Below are 15,405 nucleotides of genomic sequence, written 5' to 3'. Positions count from 1 at the left end.
ACCCGCGCAGGCAAAGGAGTTACTCCGTGAGCGGCACTCTCCGGACACCTCAAGTCCCCTACGAGCACGGCCTCGACGGCCCCGCGCTCCTTGACGCGTACCGCACGATGCGCACGATCCGTGACTTCGAGGAGCGTCTCCACGAGGAGTTCGCGACCGGCGACATCCCCGGCTTCGTCCACCTCTACGCAGGCGAGGAGGCCTCGGCCGCCGGAGTGTGCGCCCATCTCGACGACGAGCGCGACGTCATCGCCTCCACTCACCGGGGCCACGGCCACTGCATCGCCAAGCACGTCGACGTGAAGTCGATGATGGCCGAGATCTACGGGCGCACGACCGGGGCGTGTCACGGCAAGGGCGGCTCCATGCACATCGCCGACCTCTCCAAGGGGATGCTCGGCGCCAACGGCATCGTCGGCGGCGGGCCGCCCCTCATCTGCGGTGCCGCGCTCGCCGCGAAGGTGCGCGGGGACGGCGGCGTCGGCGTGGCCTTCTTCGGTGACGGCGGCAGCAACCAGGGCACCACCCTGGAATCCCTGAACCTCGCATCCGTCTGGCATCTGCCCGCCGTCTTCGTCGCCGAGAACAACGGCTACGCGGAAGCCACATCGGCCGAGTGGTCCGTGGGCGGCGGCTCCATCGCGGCCCGCGCGGCGGCCTTCGGGATGCCCGGCGTCACGGTCGACGGCTTCGACTTCTTCGCGGTGCACGAGGCGGCGGGCGAGGCGGTCGAACGGGCGCGCACCGGCGGCGGCCCCACCCTGATCGAGGTGCGGCTGACCCGCTACTACGGCCACTTCGAGGGCGACCAGCAGAAGTACCGTGCGGACGAGGTGCGCCGCGCCCGCGCCGGACTCGACTGCATCACCCGCTTCCGGGAGCAGGTCGCGGACGAACTCACCCCGGCACAGCTCGACGCCGTCGACGCCGAGGTCGCCCGGCTGATCGACGAGGCCGTCGCGCAGGCGCAGGCCGCGCCCCTGCCCACCCGCGCGGACCTGGAGACCGACGTCTACATCTCGTACGTCTGACGTGTACCTCTGACGCGTACCTCTGCGCGTACTTCTGAGAGGAGCCGATCGTGGCACGCAGCATCAGCTATCGCGAGGCGCTGGGCGAGGCACTGGCACAGGAGATGGAGCGCGATCCCTCGGTCGTCGTCATGGGGGAGGACAACGCGGGCGGCGCGGGCGCGCCCGGCGAAGCCGACGCCTGGGGCGGGGTCCTGGGAGTGACGAAGGGGCTCTACCCGCGCTTCCCCGGCCGGGTCCTCGACACGCCGATCTCGGAGTCGGCGTTCATCGGCGCGGCGATCGGCGCCGCGACGCGCGGACTGCGCCCGGTCGCCGAGCTCATGTTCATCGACTTCATGGGGGTTTGCTTCGACCAGATCTTCAACCAGGCGGCGAAGTTCCGGTACATGTTCGGCGGCAAGGCCGTCACACCCGTCGTCATCCGCACCATGTACGGGGCCGGTCTGCGGGCCGCGGCCCAGCACTCGCAGGCCATGTATCCGGCGTTCACGGCCGTGCCCGGCCTCAAGGTCGTCCTGCCGTCCTCGCCGTACGACGCGAAGGGACTTCTGATCCAGGCGATCAGGGACGACGATCCGGTGATCTTCTGCGAGCACAAGGCGATGTACGACGAGGTGGGCGAGGTCCCCGCCGAGAGCTACACGATCCCCTTCGGCGAGGCGGGCATCGTGCGGGAGGGCCGTGACGTGACGATCGTGGCGATCGGCCGCATGGTCAACGTCGCGTCCGAAGCGGCCGCCGACCTGGCAGCTGCCGGTCTGAGCTGCGAGATCGTCGACCCCCGTACGACCAGTCCGCTGGACGCCGACACGATCCTGGAGAGCGTCGCGGCCACCGGGCGCCTGGTCGTGGTCGACGAGGCGGGGCCACGCTGCGGGATGGCGGCCGACATCTCGGCGCTCGTCGCGCGCGAGGCGTTCGGGGCGCTGCGGGCGCCGATCGAGACGGTGACCGCGCCGCACACGCCGGTTCCCTTCAGCCCGACGCTCGAGGACCTCTACATACCGGATGCCGGGCGGGTCGCCGCCGCGGTGAAGTCAGTCGTCGACTGGAAGCCGTGAGGTGCCCGTGAGGATGCCGTCCGTCGAGCGGGTCACCATGCCCAAATGGGGCCTGTCCATGAAGACCGGAAAGATCACCGCGTGGATCGCGGAGGAGGGGGACGAGGTGGCGGAGGGTGACGATCTCGCCGAGATCGACACCGACAAGATCGCGGGCACCCTTGAGGCGCCACGGGCCGGTGTGCTGCGGCGGATCGTCGCGCGGGCGGGCGGTGAGGCACCCGTCGGCTGTGTCATCGCGGTCATCGCCGGGCCCGACGTCCCCGAGGACGAGATCGAGCGGGTGGCCGCGGAGGCGCGGGAACAGCTGGCGCGCGGGGTGCCCGCCGAGGACGAGGGCAGCCCGGTCAGCGGTATCGCGGAGGTGGGCGGCAAGGCCCTCGCGTACGCCACGTCGGGCGGCGGCGCGCAGGAGATCGTCCTCGTGCACGGGTACGGCGGCGACAAGAACTCCTGGCTCTTCGTGCAGGAGCCGCTCGCGGTGCGGCACACGGTCTACGCCCTCGACCTGCCCGGTCACGGAGAGTCGGGCAAGGACGTGGGGGACGGCAGCCTGGACTCCCTCGCGACGGTCGTCACCGGCTTCCTCGACGCGCTCGGCATCGAACGGGCGCATCTGGTGGGGCATTCGCTGGGGGGCGCGGTGGTCACGGCGGTGGCGGCGCGGGTCCCCGACCGGGTCCGCTCCCTGACGCTGGTCGCGCCCGCGGGCTACGGCCCCGATGTGGACGCCACCTATCTGCGGGGCTTCGCGGATGCGGGGACGCGGCGCGAACTCCGGCCGCATCTGGACAGGCTCTTCGCCGACGAGGGGCTCGTGACGCGGCAACTGGTGGAGGACCTGCTGAAGTACAAGCGCCTGGACGGTGTCGGCACGGCACTGCGCACGCTGCTGCCGACGCTGGTGGCTCCGGACGGCGGATCGGCCCTCGACGTGCTGTCCCTGCTGCCGAGGGACGTACGGACGGTCGCGGTGTGGGGCGCCGCGGACCAGGTGATCCCGGCGTCGAACGCCGCGTCCCTGAAGGGAAGGGCCGACGTGCGCGTACTGGACGCGGTGGGCCACATGGCGCAGCTGGAGGCGCCGGGGGAGATCGTCTCGGCAGTGGAGGCTGCCGTGGCGGGGTGAGGGACGGGGCGGTGCCCGCGGGAGGGTGCCGCCCCGGGCCGGGGGCGCCGCTCCGGACTGACGGTGCCGTACGGCCCGGGGTCTACGCGCGTACGGCCCGTGACCACGCCGGCGTGGCGCCCGTGGCACCGCACCAGGCCAGGTACAGCGGGATCGGCGGGGTGTAGGGGACCGTGCTCCCGGAGGGGGTGTGGATCAGGGAGGGGGCGCGGCGGGCGCCGGGGACCACCGCTCCCGCGGCGTAATAGGCGGGGGAGGGCCACTCCAGGGCGACGTCGGAGTCCGCCGGGACGATCCACCACCACAGCGCCGCGTCCACGTCCTCGTACACGCAGCCCACGCGGGGCAGCCGTGCCATCAGACGGGGGCCGTAGCGCGCGGGCATGGCTACCGCGTCGCACCCCAGGGGCTGCGACATCCCTTCCGGGACGGCAAGGCGCGCCGGGGGCGGCGGGGAGGCAGCGGCGGTCCGCCGCCGTTCGAGGCGGACCAGCGTGTCCAGATCCAACAGCCGCCGCACCGTCACCGTGCTCACACGCCTCCTGCCCACGTCGTTCCCATGCCCGCACCCTCAGTCACGTCACGCAGTCACGTCATGCCCGCGGCCACGTCATGCCCGTAGTTCCGCCCATACGGTGAGACCGGCCCCGGGGCCCTCGTCCCGCACGCCCCACGCATTGCTCACTGCCTCGACGAGGAGCAATCCCCTCCCGTGCTCGTCGTCTGCGTCGGGCCCCTCGTGTGCGGGCCGTGGGACACCTGATCCGTATCCGTCGTCACGCACAGCTATCCGCAGGGTGCCGGGCCGGGTGCAGAGCTCGCAGACGATCCGGTGGCTCGCGGTGTGCACGATCGCGTTCGTGACCAGTTCGGACACCACAAGAGCCGCCGCGTCGCGGCAGTCCTCGCCGATGTTCCAGCCCAGGAGCTGGGCCTTTGCCAGCTGTCTGGCCTGCGCTGCGGAGCCCGGCCGTGGCACGAGCGCGAAGCTGACGCAGAGCTCGGAGCCGCCATCGGCCCACACGTCGGCATTAACGCCAACAGGGGCTTCGGCGGCAGCTGTGTGTAACGGCGCGGGCGGAGTCACGCCATCCACTATCGCCCCGCCGGGAACACCTTGGCAAGACCCACTCTGAAAAGTGCACAGTGGCGTGTTCCTCTGAGGCGGCACGTGGCACACTGCTCGCAACGGCTCCAGGTGCGGAGTGAATTGGCATTACATGGAGTACGTGGAGGTAGGACGTGAGCGAACCGCGGTCCGCGCCGACCGTCGGCCAGGTCGTCCTAGGCCGTCGCTTGCAGGACCTGCGCGAGAGCGCGGGCCTCAAGCGGGAGGAGGCCGCGCGGATTCTCCGCGTGGCCCCCGCCACGGTCCGCCGCATGGAAATGGCCGAGGTCGCGCTGAAGATCCCGTACCTCCAGCTGCTCCTGAAGTCCTATGGAGTCGCCGACGACGAGGCCGACGCCTTCGTGACCCTCGCCGAGGAGGCGAACAAGCCGGGCTGGTGGCAGCGGTTCCACGACATTCTGCCGGGCTGGTTCAGCATGTACGTCAGCCTGGAGGGGGCGGCCAGCCTCATCAGGTCCTACGAACCGCACTTCGTGCCCGGCCTGCTGCAGACCGAGGAGTACGCACGTGGTGTGATGCGCTCCGGAGCGATCGGCCAGACACGCCCCGAGGACATCGAGCGGTACGTGGCGCTGCGGATGGAGCGCCAGTCCCTGCTCACCCGCGAGGACGCGCCGAGGCTCTGGGTCGTGATGGACGAGACCGCCCTGCGCAGACCGGTGGGCGGCCCCGAGGTGATGCGAGAGCAGATCGACAAGCTGCTCGAAGCCGTCGAACTTCCTCATGTGACGCTGCAGATCGCGCCGTTCGCGGCGGGTCCGCACCCGGGCACGTTCGGACCGTTCGTGCTCTTCCGCTTCGCCATGGCGGAGCTGCCGGACATGGTCTACAGCGAGTACCTGACCGGCGCCGTCTATCTGGACGCGCGCACCGAGGTGGCGACCCACCTCGAGGTCATGGACCGCATGGCGGCGCAAGCCGCGACGGCACAACGCACAAAGGAGCTCCTCCGGGACCTCCGCAAGGAGCTGTGAATGGATCGACACCGAGCCGGTACGCGACCGGGGTGCAAACCCGGAGCCGGGTCCCGCCCCGAGTCACGCGACGACTCCCGGATTTACAACGGCATGCCCGCCCGTGAACTCGGCAGCGAGGGCTGGCACAAGCCGTGGAGCGGCGGCAACGGCGGCAACTGCCTGGAGGCCATGAAGCTGGCCGACGGCCGCGTCGCGGTCCGCCAGTCCGCCGATCCGGACGGTCCGGCGCTGATCTACACGTACGGCGAGATCAACGCGTTCATCCAGGGGGCGAAGGCGGGGGAGGCCGACTTCCTGCTGTCGTGAATCCGCGTTGAGGTCGTGAGCGTGCCGTGAGCCGTCACCCACCGGGGTGGCGGCTCACAGCTGTGTCCGCTGGGTCTGCTGGGTCCGCCGTGTCTGCTGTGTCCGCTGTGTCCGCTGGGTCTGCTGGGTCTGCGTCCTGTGCGGGGGTCGGCGCGGCTCGGGACGGGGGGGTGGTCCGGGGAGCCTCACGCGGTCATCGGGCGGTCGTACGGGCCGATCGGCGCCGCGAGCTGGGTCGTGCCCGTCAGCCACCGGTCCACCGCGGCCGCCGTCGAGCGGCCCTCGGCGATGGCCCACACGATCAGCGACTGGCCGCGGGCCGCGTCGCCCGTCGCGAAGACGCCCGGCACGTTCGTCGCGAAGTCCGCGTCGCGGGCGAGGGTGCCGCGGTCGTCGACGTCGAGGCCGAGCTGGTCGACCAGGCCGCCCGGCGTCCGGTCGGGCCCGGAGAACCCGAGCGCGAGCAGCACCATGTCGGCGGGGAGCGTACGGGCGGTGCCGGGCCGCGGGCGGCGCTGCGCGTCGACCTCGGTCACGTGCAGGGCGCGCACCCGGCCCGCCGCGTCGCCGTCGAAGCGGAGGGTGGACGCGGCGAAGAGGCGGGCGTCGGCGTCCGCCGCCGGAGAGACGCGGAGCTCGTCCGCCTCCTCGTGCGCGGGGGAGAGGCGGTAGATCTTCGGGTACGTCGGCCAGGGCTCGGCCAGTTCGTCACGCAGGTCGCCCGGCCGCTCGTAGATGTCCAACTGCGTGACGGACGCGGCGCCCTCACGGACCGCCGTACCCAGGCAGTCCGCTCCGGTGTCGCCGCCGCCGACGATCACGACGTGCTTGCCCGCGGCGGACAGCGGGGAGGTGTCGAGGTCTCCCTCGCAGACGCGGTCGGCGAACGGCAGGTACTCCATCGCCTGGTGGATGCCTTGCAACTCCCGCCCCCGCACGTCCAGTTCGCGCCATGCGGTGGCGCCGACGGCGAGTACCACCGCGTCGTAGCGGTTCCGCAGCTCGGCGGCGCCGATGTCGCGCCCGATCGTGACGGACGTACGGAAGACCGTGCCCTCGTCCCGCATCTGCGCGAGCCGCCGCTCCAGGTGGTGCTTCTCCATCTTGAACGCGGGGATGCCGTAGCGCATGAGCCCGCCCGCGCGGTCGTCGCGCTCGTACACGGCGACGGTGTGACCGGCCCGGGTCAGCTGCTGCGCGGCGGCGAGTCCGGCGGGTCCCGAGCCGACGACGGCGACGGTCCTGCCCGAGTGCCGGTCCGGGGGCCGGGGCGGGTTGAGGCCGTCCTGCCAGGAGCGGTCGGCGATGGCCGCCTCGACGTTCTTGATGGTCACCGCGGGCTGGTTGATGGCGAGGACGCAGCCCGACTCGCAGGGGGCCGGGCAGAGGCGGCCGGTGAACTCGGGGAAGTTGTTCGTGGCGTGCAGCCGGTCCGCGGCGGCTCGCCAGTCGGCGCGCGAGACGAGTTCGTTCCAGTCGGGGATCAGGTTGCCCAGCGGGCAGGCGTCGTGGCAGAAGGGGATGCCGCAGTCCATGCAGCGGTCGGCCTGCTGCTCGACGATGGGCAGCAGCGCGCCGGGGACGTACACCTCGTCCCAGTCCTTGACCCGTTCGCCGACGGATCGGCGCGGCCATTCGCGGCGGGCGGTGGTGAGGAAGCCTTTGGGGTCGGCCATGGCCGTCTCCCTCGCGTGCTCTCGCAGGCTTTCGGCCACTGTACGACGGGAGGACGGACCGGGCACGTCCGCGGGCCGGGGGCCCCGGGGCCAGGCCGGCTCAGCTCAGCTCAGCTCAGCTCAGCTCAGCACAGGTCAGGTCAGCTCAGGTCAGGTCAGCGCGAGGATGAAGGACGCGGAGGCGGCCAGCGAGGCTCCGACCCGGATGTGGTTCCACAGGGTCCACTCACGGACGTACCTGCGCCAGTGGTCCGCGCTCTGCGGTGCCTGCGCGTCGAGCTTGGCGAGGGCGTCGTTGCGGGGGACGTTCGCGGCGATGGTCACCCCGAACGAGCCGAACAGATACAGCGCGCTGCCCAGGAGCAGTTCGACGGTGCCTTCGTCGGGCCAGAGCACGAAGGTGACGACGGCGACGACCGCGCTGAGGCCCGCCGCGCCCATGAACACGGTCATGAACCCGGCGGTGACCGCCTTGACGTTGATCGACTGCATCGCCGCGATGCCCTGCGCCGGGGGCAGCGCGGCCAGGGCGGGCATCACGAACGTGGAGAACGCGACGAACGCTCCGGCGACCAGGCCGGCGGCGAGCGCACCCAGGACGACGAGCACGAAGTATGGTCCCTCGATCATGGCAACTCCCGCGTTGTGTAAGGCAGCCGTCAGGTGAGCGAGCCGCAGTGATCCTCCATGGCGCGGCCTCGTACCACAAGTGAATTGCCTCTACCGGGCAGAAGACCATGCGCGGGGCGCGCGGGGGCATACGCGGACGTCTGGGACGGGGAAGGGGGGGGCGGGCTGGGGGCGACGGACATCAGGGCATGCGTTGCGGGCGTCGGCGTCGGCGTGGGCGTGGGCGTGGGCGTGGGCGTCTGGCCTCGGGCTGCGCGTGAAGGGCGTCGGCGGCGGGTGGCGGGCGTTGCGATGTGGGGTGCGGGCTAGGGGTGACGGGCGTCTGGTTTCGGGCCTCGGGCTACAGGCCGGGGGTTGTGGGTGTCGGGTGTCGGGTGTCGGGTGTCTGGGTTCGGGCCGCAGGTCCCGGGTGCCGGCTGCAAGCCTCGGGCTGCGGGGTCGGGCCCCGATGCGAGGGCCCGGAGCTTAGGCCCAGGGGCCAGGCTCTGCGTGCTGTTCCTCAGACCGCCACGCCCTCGCGTCCAGGTCCCTGCCAGGCCCGGAGTACCGCCTCCACCGCCGGGGCGATCCGGCGGCGGGCCTCGCCTCGTGGGACTCCGCTCATGAGGAGGCGGTCGTAGGGCGTATCCGTGTGCCGGACGGCGGCCACCACCGCCGCCGTCACCGCGCCGGCGGACAGCGCCCGGCCCGCCGCGCTCCGTCCCACCCGCCCGCTGCCCCGCACCGACGCGTGCGCGGCGATCGCGCGGGACCGCTCGTCGGGGCAGGCGGGGAAGAGACGGCGTATCTCGTCCGCGAAGGCCGCCGTGAAGCGCACGTCCTCCGCCGCCCGGCGCACCGCGTCCCGCGCCCGGCGTCGCGCCCGCGCCTCCGCGTCCGCGAGGCACCGCTCCTCGGCCCGCGCGAGCGCCGCCTCCTCCACGAGGACGCCCTGACGCTCGTACCGCCCCTGGCGCCGGTTGAAGCGGACGACCACCGCCGAGAGCCCGCTCCCCTCGCGGGCCCGACGCGTCAGCGCGGTGTCGCCGCGCGGCAGGAAGACGAGATGCCCCAGGTCCGCGCAGTCCAGGCAGCGCGGCTCGGCATCCTCGATGACCAGCAGGGTGAGCGGCCCGCCACGGCACTCCGCGCAATGACGTCGCTTGAGGGGCTGGATGGCGAGAAGTCCGCTGCGGGCGAGGGGAATTGATGCCATGAAGGATTCATTCCCCGACAAACGGACGCGTACCGCCGTGAACGCGAGGCCGGCGCCACGACCAAGGCCCCGCCGCCCCGCCGGGAAGGCGGGGCATCATGGGACGGGTGCGACTCGAAGCGATCACCTGGGACCGGCTCACGGACACCCTCGCCGACCGGCTGCTCGACCTGAAGACGGCCGACGCGAGCCCCTGGCCGCGCGTCGCCTTCGACGGTGCCCCGGCGGCAGGCCCCGGCGAGCTGGCCCGGAGCGTCGCCGAGGCGCTGCGGGTGCGCGGGCGGTCCGCGCTCGTCGTCGGCACGGAGGACTTCCTGCGCCCCGCCTCCCTGCGCCTCGAATACGGGCGCGAGGACGTGGAGTCGTACTACAGCGGCTGGTTCGACACCGGTGCGCTCTGGCGCGAGGTCTTCGGACCGCTTGACCCCGGCGGCACGGGGCGGATCCTGCCGGACCTGTGGGACCCGGTCGCGGACCGCGCGACACGCAGCCCGTACGTCCAACTCCCGCCCGGAGCAATGCTGTTGCTGCACGGACCGCTGCTCCTCGGCCACTGGTTCCCCTTCGACCTGACCGTCCACACCAGCCTGACGCCGGGCGCCCTGCGGCGGCGTACGGCGGAGGGCGAGCGGTGGACGCTGCCCGCTTTCGAGCGGTACGAGGCGGAGACGGACCCCGGAGCGGCGGCCGACGTGGTCGTACGAGCGGACGATCCACGGCACCCGGCGTGGAGCGGTTGAAGCAATCCCCTTTTATATGCACGTGCATGTAGTTAGAGTCTGCGCATGGCTACGACAGCGCTCCACTTCAGCGACTCGGTCCGCACACTCCTCGACGGCAAGAACTTCGCCAGCGTCGCGACCCTCGGCCCCGACGGCGCACCCCAGAACTCGGTGGTGTGGATCAAACGCGAGGGCGACACCATCCTGTTCTCCTCCACGGCGCGCAGACAGAAGGTCCGCAACCTCGAACGCGACCCGCGCATCAGCGTCTCGGTGTTCGACCTGGGCAACCCGTACACGTCGACCGAGATCAGGGGCGTCGCCGAAATACTCCCCGACCCGCACAAACGGCTCCCGCACGAGCTCTCGCACAAGTACCTCGGCATCGACCCGCCCGGCGAGAAGGACGAGGAGATCCGGGTCATCATCAGGGTGACCCCGGAAAAGATCATCGGCTTCGCCGCCTGAGACCTGGCCGCCTGACATTTTCCCGCCCAGGCCCAGGCCTTGCCCGTCCGCGGCCGGCTCCCCTGCGTGCGGACCTCCGGCGTGCGGACCCCCGGCGTGCGGACCTCCGGCGTGCGGACCCCCCGGCGCCCGGCGAGAATGAGGGGCGCCGGGACTAGCGGTGCCTCCGCGCCGCGCCGGCCGTCCGGCAACGGGAGGTACTTCATGACCACCGCCGGAGACATCATGCACCGCGGCGCCCAGTGGATCCCCGCACACGAGACCCTGGACCGCGCCGCACAACTGATGCGTCAGCTCGACGTCGGCGCGTTGCCCATCAGTGACGAGAACGAGCGGCTCTGCGGCATCCTCACCGACCGCGACATCGTCGTCGGCTGCGTGGCGATGGGGCACGACCCGGCCCGCACGACCGCGGGCGACCTGGCCAAGGGCACGCCACGCTGGATCGACTCGGGCGCGGGCGTCGACGAGGTCCTCCAGGAGATGAAGAGCAGCCAGATCCGCAGGCTCCCGGTCATCGACAACAAACGCCTGGTCGGCATGATCAGCGAGGCAGACCTCGCCACGCACCTCACCGACGACCAGCTCGCGGGCTGGGTCGAGAGCGTCTACGCAAAGAGCTGACGACCGGCCACCCCGCCGCCGGCCCTAACCCTTCTCCTCGTCGGCGGGCTTGTCGGCACCTTCATCGGCACCCTCGTCGGCGCCCTTGGCGGCCACCGAGAACGTCCCCTCGTCCGTCACCCCGTACAGGACGCCCCCCAGAGCCAGCGGGGCCGTACCGCTCGGGGACCGGTCGTCGACCGAGCCGCCCTTGGCGTCGTCGGTGTCCTTGACGAAGGAGGGGGCCGAGCGCCAACTCTCCCTGCCCGTACGTATGTCGACGGCGATGACACTGCTGTCGGGCATCGTGGCGTACAGGGTGTCGCCCCGCACCGACGGCTCGCTGAAGATCCGCAGTTCGCGCGAGGTCGTCCAGAGCGGCTTGCCCCGCTTGAGGTCGAGCGCGAGCACCGTCTCGTTGGCGTAGTCGAAGAGGTACATGGCGTCGCCGCGCACCAGCGGCGGCGCCTCCGGCTCCACCGCCCAGGGGAAGTCGATACCGCGCACCTTCCCCGACGTCAGATCCTGGATGAAGAACCGCGAGGAGACACCCGAATCGTTCTCCCAGCGTGCGAAGTACCCCTTGCCGTCGTGCACCGTGGCCAGCCACAGGTCGCCCTTCGGGGCCTTCGTCCCGCCCAGCTTGCGGCCGGTGCGCGCGTCATAGCGGGCGATCTCCGACGAGCCGGGTTCGCCCTTGCGTCCGGTGAGCCGCAGATCGGCGAAGAGCGTCCCGTCCGGACCCGCGTAGAACACGCCCGCCGAGTCGCTCGTCACCTCGTGGTGCCACAGCTCCCGGCCGGAGCGCGGGTCGTACGCCGTGTACGTCGACGTACGCGAAGCAGTCAACTCGCCCTTGTGCACGACGAGTACACCGCTCAGATACTGGAACTCCGCGTGCGGGCCGGGCAGCCGCCACAGCCGCTTGCCGCTCCTGGCGTCGTACGCGTCGACTCCCTGGGAGCCCTCCGCGCTGTACGTGAACACCGTGCCGGCGCCCACCACCGGGTCGGTGATGGAGTAGCCGGAGACCGACTTGGGGCGGTGCATCGGCTTCGTCCAGCTGGTCTTGCCCGTCAGGGGGTCGAGCCGGGTCAGTGCCGTGGTCGCGGAGGCGCAGAAGACGCCCTGCGCGTGCGGCGTGCAGGACTCCGACGAGGGCATCATGGCGGCGGAGTCCTTCTCGGAGGCCACGTGCCACGGCTTCCAGCCCTCGGGGGTGCTCGCCGAAGCGTGCCCCGCACCCCCGGAATCACCGTCGCCGATCAATGCCGCGGAGACTCCTGTGGCGATCACCAGCGCGACGACGCCGGCCAGAGCGGCCTTGAAGCGGGGGCCGCGGCGCGGGCGCGGGGCGGGCGTCGCCGCGACCGTGGCCGACAAGGCAAAGGTCGCGTCACCGGCCGGGACGACTTCCTCGTCTCTCTCTTCCCGGTGCGTACGATCCCGTGGCTCGCTCGGTGGTCCCTCGTCCGGCAGTGCGGCCAGGGCGTCGAGGACCTGTACCGGAGTGGGCCGTTCCTGTGGTGACTTGGCGAGGCAGGACATCACCAGGGGGCGCAAGACCTCGGGCAGCGCGCCGAGTTCGGGGTCGTTGTGCACGGTCTGGTAGGCGGCCAGATATGCGTTCTCCGCCTCGAACGGGCTGCGTCCCGTGGCCGCGTACACCAGCAGGGCGCCGAGCGCGAAGACGTCGACCGGCGGTCCGACGTCGCGCGGGCTGCTGAACTGCTCCGGCGCCATGAACGGCGGCGACCCCATCACCAGGCCGGTCTGCGTCCGTACGTCGCTGTGCGCGGCACGGGAGATGCCGAAGTCGATGACGCGCGTCATGCCGCCGTCACCACTGCCGTCCGCGCCTTCCGAGCCGCCCGCCGATTCGAGCAGCAGCACATTGCTCGGCTTCAGGTCGCGGTGCACGACCTCGGCGCGGTGGATCTCCCGCAGCGCCTCGGCCAGTTCGCCGCCGAGCCGCTTCAGCTGCGGCCAGTCCAGCGGGCCCTGATCAGCGATGCGCTGGGCGAGGGTGTCCCCGGGGACGTACGCCGTGGCCATCCAGGGCAGTACGGCCTCCGGGTCGGCGTCCACGACCGGTGCGGTGAAGGCGCCGCTGACCCGGCGTGCGGCCTTGACCTCCTGGCGGAAGCGGGCGCGGAACTCCGGGTCGTCCGCGTACTGGGTGTGGACGACCTTGACCGCGACCGCGCGGCCCGACGCCGAGCGCCCGAGATAGACGACACCCATGCCGCCGGTGCCGATCCGCGACTCGATCCGATAGCCGCCGATCGACTCCGGATCACCCTCGCGCAGAGGCATCGGTCACCGTCCCCCCGTTTTCCCCCGTTGTTGGCATGCCCCGTACAGCCTAGAGCCAGCCGTTGCGGCGGAAGCCGCGGTAGAGCGCGAAACAGATGGTTCCGATGACGCCGATCACCAGGCCGTAGCCGTACTTCCAGTGCAGTTCCGGCATGTAGTCGAAGTTCATGCCGTAAAGGCCGCAGATCATCGTCGGTACGGCGATCACGGCGGCCCAGGCGGTGATCTTGCGCATGTCCTCGTTCTGGGCGACCGTCACCTGCGCGAGATGGGCCTGAAGAATGGAGTTCAGGAGCTCGTCGAAGGAGGCGATCTGCTCCGTGACCCGCTTGAGGTGGTCGTCGACGTCCCGGAAGTAGGCCTGTATCTCCGGGGCGATCGGCCGCATCGGCTGGGTGGAGAGAATCTGCAGCGGGCGGCCGAGCGGCACCACGGCCCGCTTCAGTTCGAGGAGTTCGCGCTTGAGCTGGTAGATGCGGCCGGGGTCGGCGCGCTCCCCGTCCTTGGAGAAGACGTCCATCTCCACCTGGTCGATGTCGGCCTGCACCGCGTCCGTCACCACGAGATAGTCGTCCACGACGTGGTCGGCGAGGGCGTGCAGCACCGCGCCGGGGCCCTGGGCGAGCTGCTCGGGCGCCGATTCGAGCTCTTCGCGCAGCGGGCCGAGCGAGCCGTGCCGGCCGTGCCGCACGGTGATCACGAACTCCTTGCCGACGAAGACCATGATCTCGCCGGTGTCCACCACCTCGCTGTTCGCGGTGAGTTCGGCATGGTCGACGTAGCAAACGGTCTTGAAGACGGCGAACAGCGTCTCGTCGTACCGCTCCACCTTCGGCCGCTGGTGGGCGTGGACCGCGTCCTCCACGGCGAGCGGGTGCAGGTCGAAGAGCTCGGCGATGCCCGCGAACTCCTCCTCCGTCGGCTCGTGCAGCCCGAGCCACACGAAGCCGTCGCCGCTTCTGCGGACGCGCTCGACCTCCTCGACGAGATCCCGGCCGCCCTCCTGGCGCACACCTTTGCGGTACGTCACGCAATTGACCACCGCCGAGCCCAGGGGGGAGCGGGCGGGGTGGCTCAGGTCCACGCGGTTGTGCTTGCGCACGAACTGGGCGACCCGCGCGACTTTGCGCAGGCCGCCTACCTTGCGGAGGTTTCCTACCTTTCGCAGGTTGCCTGCCATCGACATGCGTGGCTCCTCGTTCTGGTGACTTGGCGTGCCAGTCTGCCAGCACGGTCCGACGGCGTGGCGGGACCCTGTGGGAACGGAACACTCCGCTCCGAACGTTCGGGGCTGCCTCCCATACGTAAGCCGGACAATCGTGATAATTGCGTCATGACGCTCATCGACGGCTATCTGACCGGCAATCGCAATCGGCTTCCCCTGGGGGCAGGCGCGGGGCAGTGCTCCGAGGCCTTCTCCGCGCTCTTCGACCCCACGACCTTCCGGCACATCGAGCGGCTCGGCATCGGGCCGGGGTGGCGCTGCTGGGAGGTCGGCGCGGGCGGCTTCTCCGTCGTCTCCTGGCTCGCCAAGCGGGTCGGCCCCACCGGGCGGGTCCTCGCGACCGACACGGACATCTCCTGGCAGACGTCGGCGGCGCGGCCGCCGGTGGAGGTGCGTACGCATGACGTGGGGGCGGATGTGCCGCCCGGCGGGGGCTTCGATCTCGTCCATGCGCGGCTCGTGCTCGACCGGGTGCCGGACCGGGAGTCCGCGTTGCGGTCGATGATCAGGGCTCTGCGGCCCGGCGGGCGCCTGCTGATCGAGGAGGCGGACCCGGCGCTTCAGCCCCTGGCCTGCCCGGACGAACACGGCCCCGCGGAACAGCTGGCGAACCGCCTGCGGCGCGCGCTGCTCACCGAGCGGGGGAGTGACCTCGCGTACGGCCGCGGGCTGCCGCGCCTGCTGCGGGCGGCGGGCCTCCGGCAGGTGGAGGCCGACGCGTACTCCCCCCTGGCCTCACCCGCCTGCGCGGCCCTGGAGACGGCCACGATCCAACACTCCCGCGCATCTCTGACGGCGGCGGGGCTTGCCACGGAAGCGGATATCGCACAACACCTGCAAAACATCACGACAGCCCCCCTGGACCTGGCCACGGCCCCCCTGATCTCCGCCTGGGGCAAAAAGCCATAACGCGGTCCCTGGCCCGGGGCCGACG

The 15,405-nt window shown here is 71.4% G+C and carries 16 protein-coding genes; 9 read left to right on the top strand and 7 right to left on the bottom strand.

Going from position 1 to position 15,405, the window contains the following annotated elements; genetic code table 11:
- Positions 1 to 26: 26 nt before the first annotated feature.
- Genes ABZ906_RS14220 through ABZ906_RS14210 form a run of 3 tightly spaced genes read left to right on the top strand, consistent with a single transcriptional unit; the run spans position 27 to position 3,224 of the window.
- Complete coding sequence (locus tag ABZ906_RS14220; RefSeq protein ID WP_361381803.1) at positions 27 to 1,031, top strand: thiamine pyrophosphate-dependent dehydrogenase E1 component subunit alpha; 1,005 nt, start codon at positions 27 to 29, stop codon at positions 1,029 to 1,031.
- A 50-nt stretch (positions 1,032 to 1,081) separates the two neighbouring features.
- On the top strand, positions 1,082 to 2,095 hold the full coding sequence (locus ABZ906_RS14215; protein WP_361381800.1) for an alpha-ketoacid dehydrogenase subunit beta: 1,014 nt from the start codon (positions 1,082 to 1,084) through the stop codon (positions 2,093 to 2,095).
- Positions 2,096 to 2,108: 13 nt separating this feature from the next.
- Positions 2,109 to 3,224, top strand: coding sequence for an acetoin dehydrogenase dihydrolipoyllysine-residue acetyltransferase subunit (locus ABZ906_RS14210; RefSeq protein ID WP_361381797.1), 1,116 nt, complete (start codon positions 2,109 to 2,111; stop codon positions 3,222 to 3,224).
- A gap of 82 nt (positions 3,225 to 3,306) precedes the next feature.
- Here ABZ906_RS14210 and ABZ906_RS14205 read toward each other — a convergent pair whose 3' ends face one another.
- Both ABZ906_RS14205 and ABZ906_RS14200 read right to left on the bottom strand, forming a co-directional pair.
- A complete protein-coding gene (locus tag ABZ906_RS14205; RefSeq protein WP_361381794.1) occupies positions 3,307 to 3,759 on the bottom strand; it encodes a hypothetical protein in 453 nt (150 codons plus the stop codon).
- A 75-nt stretch (positions 3,760 to 3,834) separates the two neighbouring features.
- Positions 3,835 to 4,248: an ATP-binding protein gene (locus tag ABZ906_RS14200; RefSeq protein WP_361188476.1), complete on the bottom strand. Its 414-nt coding sequence runs from the start codon at positions 4,246 to 4,248 to the stop codon at positions 3,835 to 3,837.
- A 218-nt stretch (positions 4,249 to 4,466) separates the two neighbouring features.
- Here ABZ906_RS14200 and ABZ906_RS14195 point away from each other — a divergent pair, with 218 nt between their 5' ends.
- Together ABZ906_RS14195 and ABZ906_RS14190 are read left to right on the top strand one after the other, a co-directional pair.
- Positions 4,467 to 5,327 (top strand): helix-turn-helix transcriptional regulator, encoded by an 861-nt coding sequence (locus ABZ906_RS14195; RefSeq protein WP_361188473.1) that lies wholly within the window; start codon positions 4,467 to 4,469, stop codon positions 5,325 to 5,327.
- A gap of 93 nt (positions 5,328 to 5,420) precedes the next feature.
- Positions 5,421 to 5,636, top strand: a complete 216-nt coding sequence (locus ABZ906_RS14190) for a DUF397 domain-containing protein (protein ID WP_361188955.1) — start codon at positions 5,421 to 5,423, stop codon at positions 5,634 to 5,636.
- 185 nt (positions 5,637 to 5,821) lie between these two features.
- Here ABZ906_RS14190 and ABZ906_RS14185 read toward each other — a convergent pair whose 3' ends face one another.
- The 3 genes from ABZ906_RS14185 to ABZ906_RS14175 all read right to left on the bottom strand — a co-directional run bounded on the left by ABZ906_RS14185 (position 5,822) and on the right by ABZ906_RS14175 (position 9,137).
- Entirely contained in the window at positions 5,822 to 7,312 is a 1,491-nt protein-coding gene (locus ABZ906_RS14185; RefSeq protein ID WP_361381791.1) for a glutamate synthase subunit beta, read from the bottom strand.
- Positions 7,313 to 7,462: 150 nt separating this feature from the next.
- Entirely contained in the window at positions 7,463 to 7,942 is a 480-nt protein-coding gene (locus ABZ906_RS14180; protein ID WP_361381788.1) for an anthrone oxygenase family protein, read from the bottom strand.
- A 499-nt stretch (positions 7,943 to 8,441) separates the two neighbouring features.
- Entirely contained in the window at positions 8,442 to 9,137 is a 696-nt protein-coding gene (locus tag ABZ906_RS14175; RefSeq protein ID WP_361188466.1) for a DUF2293 domain-containing protein, read from the bottom strand.
- A gap of 98 nt (positions 9,138 to 9,235) precedes the next feature.
- Here ABZ906_RS14175 and ABZ906_RS14170 point away from each other — a divergent pair, with 98 nt between their 5' ends.
- The 3 genes from ABZ906_RS14170 to ABZ906_RS14160 all read left to right on the top strand — a co-directional run bounded on the left by ABZ906_RS14170 (position 9,236) and on the right by ABZ906_RS14160 (position 10,951).
- The gene (locus ABZ906_RS14170) at positions 9,236 to 9,877 is read left to right on the top strand and encodes a uridine kinase (protein ID WP_361381785.1); all 642 of its coding nucleotides are present in this window, start codon (positions 9,236 to 9,238) and stop codon (positions 9,875 to 9,877) included.
- A 45-nt stretch (positions 9,878 to 9,922) separates the two neighbouring features.
- Positions 9,923 to 10,327 (top strand): PPOX class F420-dependent oxidoreductase, encoded by a 405-nt coding sequence (locus ABZ906_RS14165; protein WP_361188461.1) that lies wholly within the window; start codon positions 9,923 to 9,925, stop codon positions 10,325 to 10,327.
- 204 nt (positions 10,328 to 10,531) lie between these two features.
- On the top strand, positions 10,532 to 10,951 hold the full coding sequence (locus tag ABZ906_RS14160; RefSeq protein ID WP_361188459.1) for a CBS domain-containing protein: 420 nt from the start codon (positions 10,532 to 10,534) through the stop codon (positions 10,949 to 10,951).
- Between the two features lie 24 nt (positions 10,952 to 10,975).
- On the opposite strand, the gene ABZ906_RS14155 is transcribed toward ABZ906_RS14160, so the two are convergent.
- Entirely contained in the window at positions 10,976 to 13,246 is a 2,271-nt protein-coding gene (locus ABZ906_RS14155; protein ID WP_361381782.1) for a serine/threonine-protein kinase, read from the bottom strand.
- A 49-nt stretch (positions 13,247 to 13,295) separates the two neighbouring features.
- On the bottom strand, positions 13,296 to 14,432 hold the full coding sequence (gene corA, locus ABZ906_RS14150) for a magnesium/cobalt transporter CorA (RefSeq protein WP_361188455.1): 1,137 nt from the start codon (positions 14,430 to 14,432) through the stop codon (positions 13,296 to 13,298).
- 147 nt (positions 14,433 to 14,579) lie between these two features.
- Here corA and ABZ906_RS14145 point away from each other — a divergent pair, with 147 nt between their 5' ends.
- The gene (locus ABZ906_RS14145) at positions 14,580 to 15,380 is read left to right on the top strand and encodes a methyltransferase domain-containing protein (protein WP_361188452.1); all 801 of its coding nucleotides are present in this window, start codon (positions 14,580 to 14,582) and stop codon (positions 15,378 to 15,380) included.
- Positions 15,381 to 15,405: the final 25 nt, after the last annotated feature.

The organism is Streptomyces sp. NPDC046925 (genome assembly GCF_040644915.1).
Classification (GTDB): domain Bacteria; phylum Actinomycetota; class Actinomycetes; order Streptomycetales; family Streptomycetaceae; genus Streptomyces.
The sequence above is the reverse complement of the archived record's forward strand: the minus strand, read 5'-3'. Positions and strand labels throughout refer to the sequence as shown.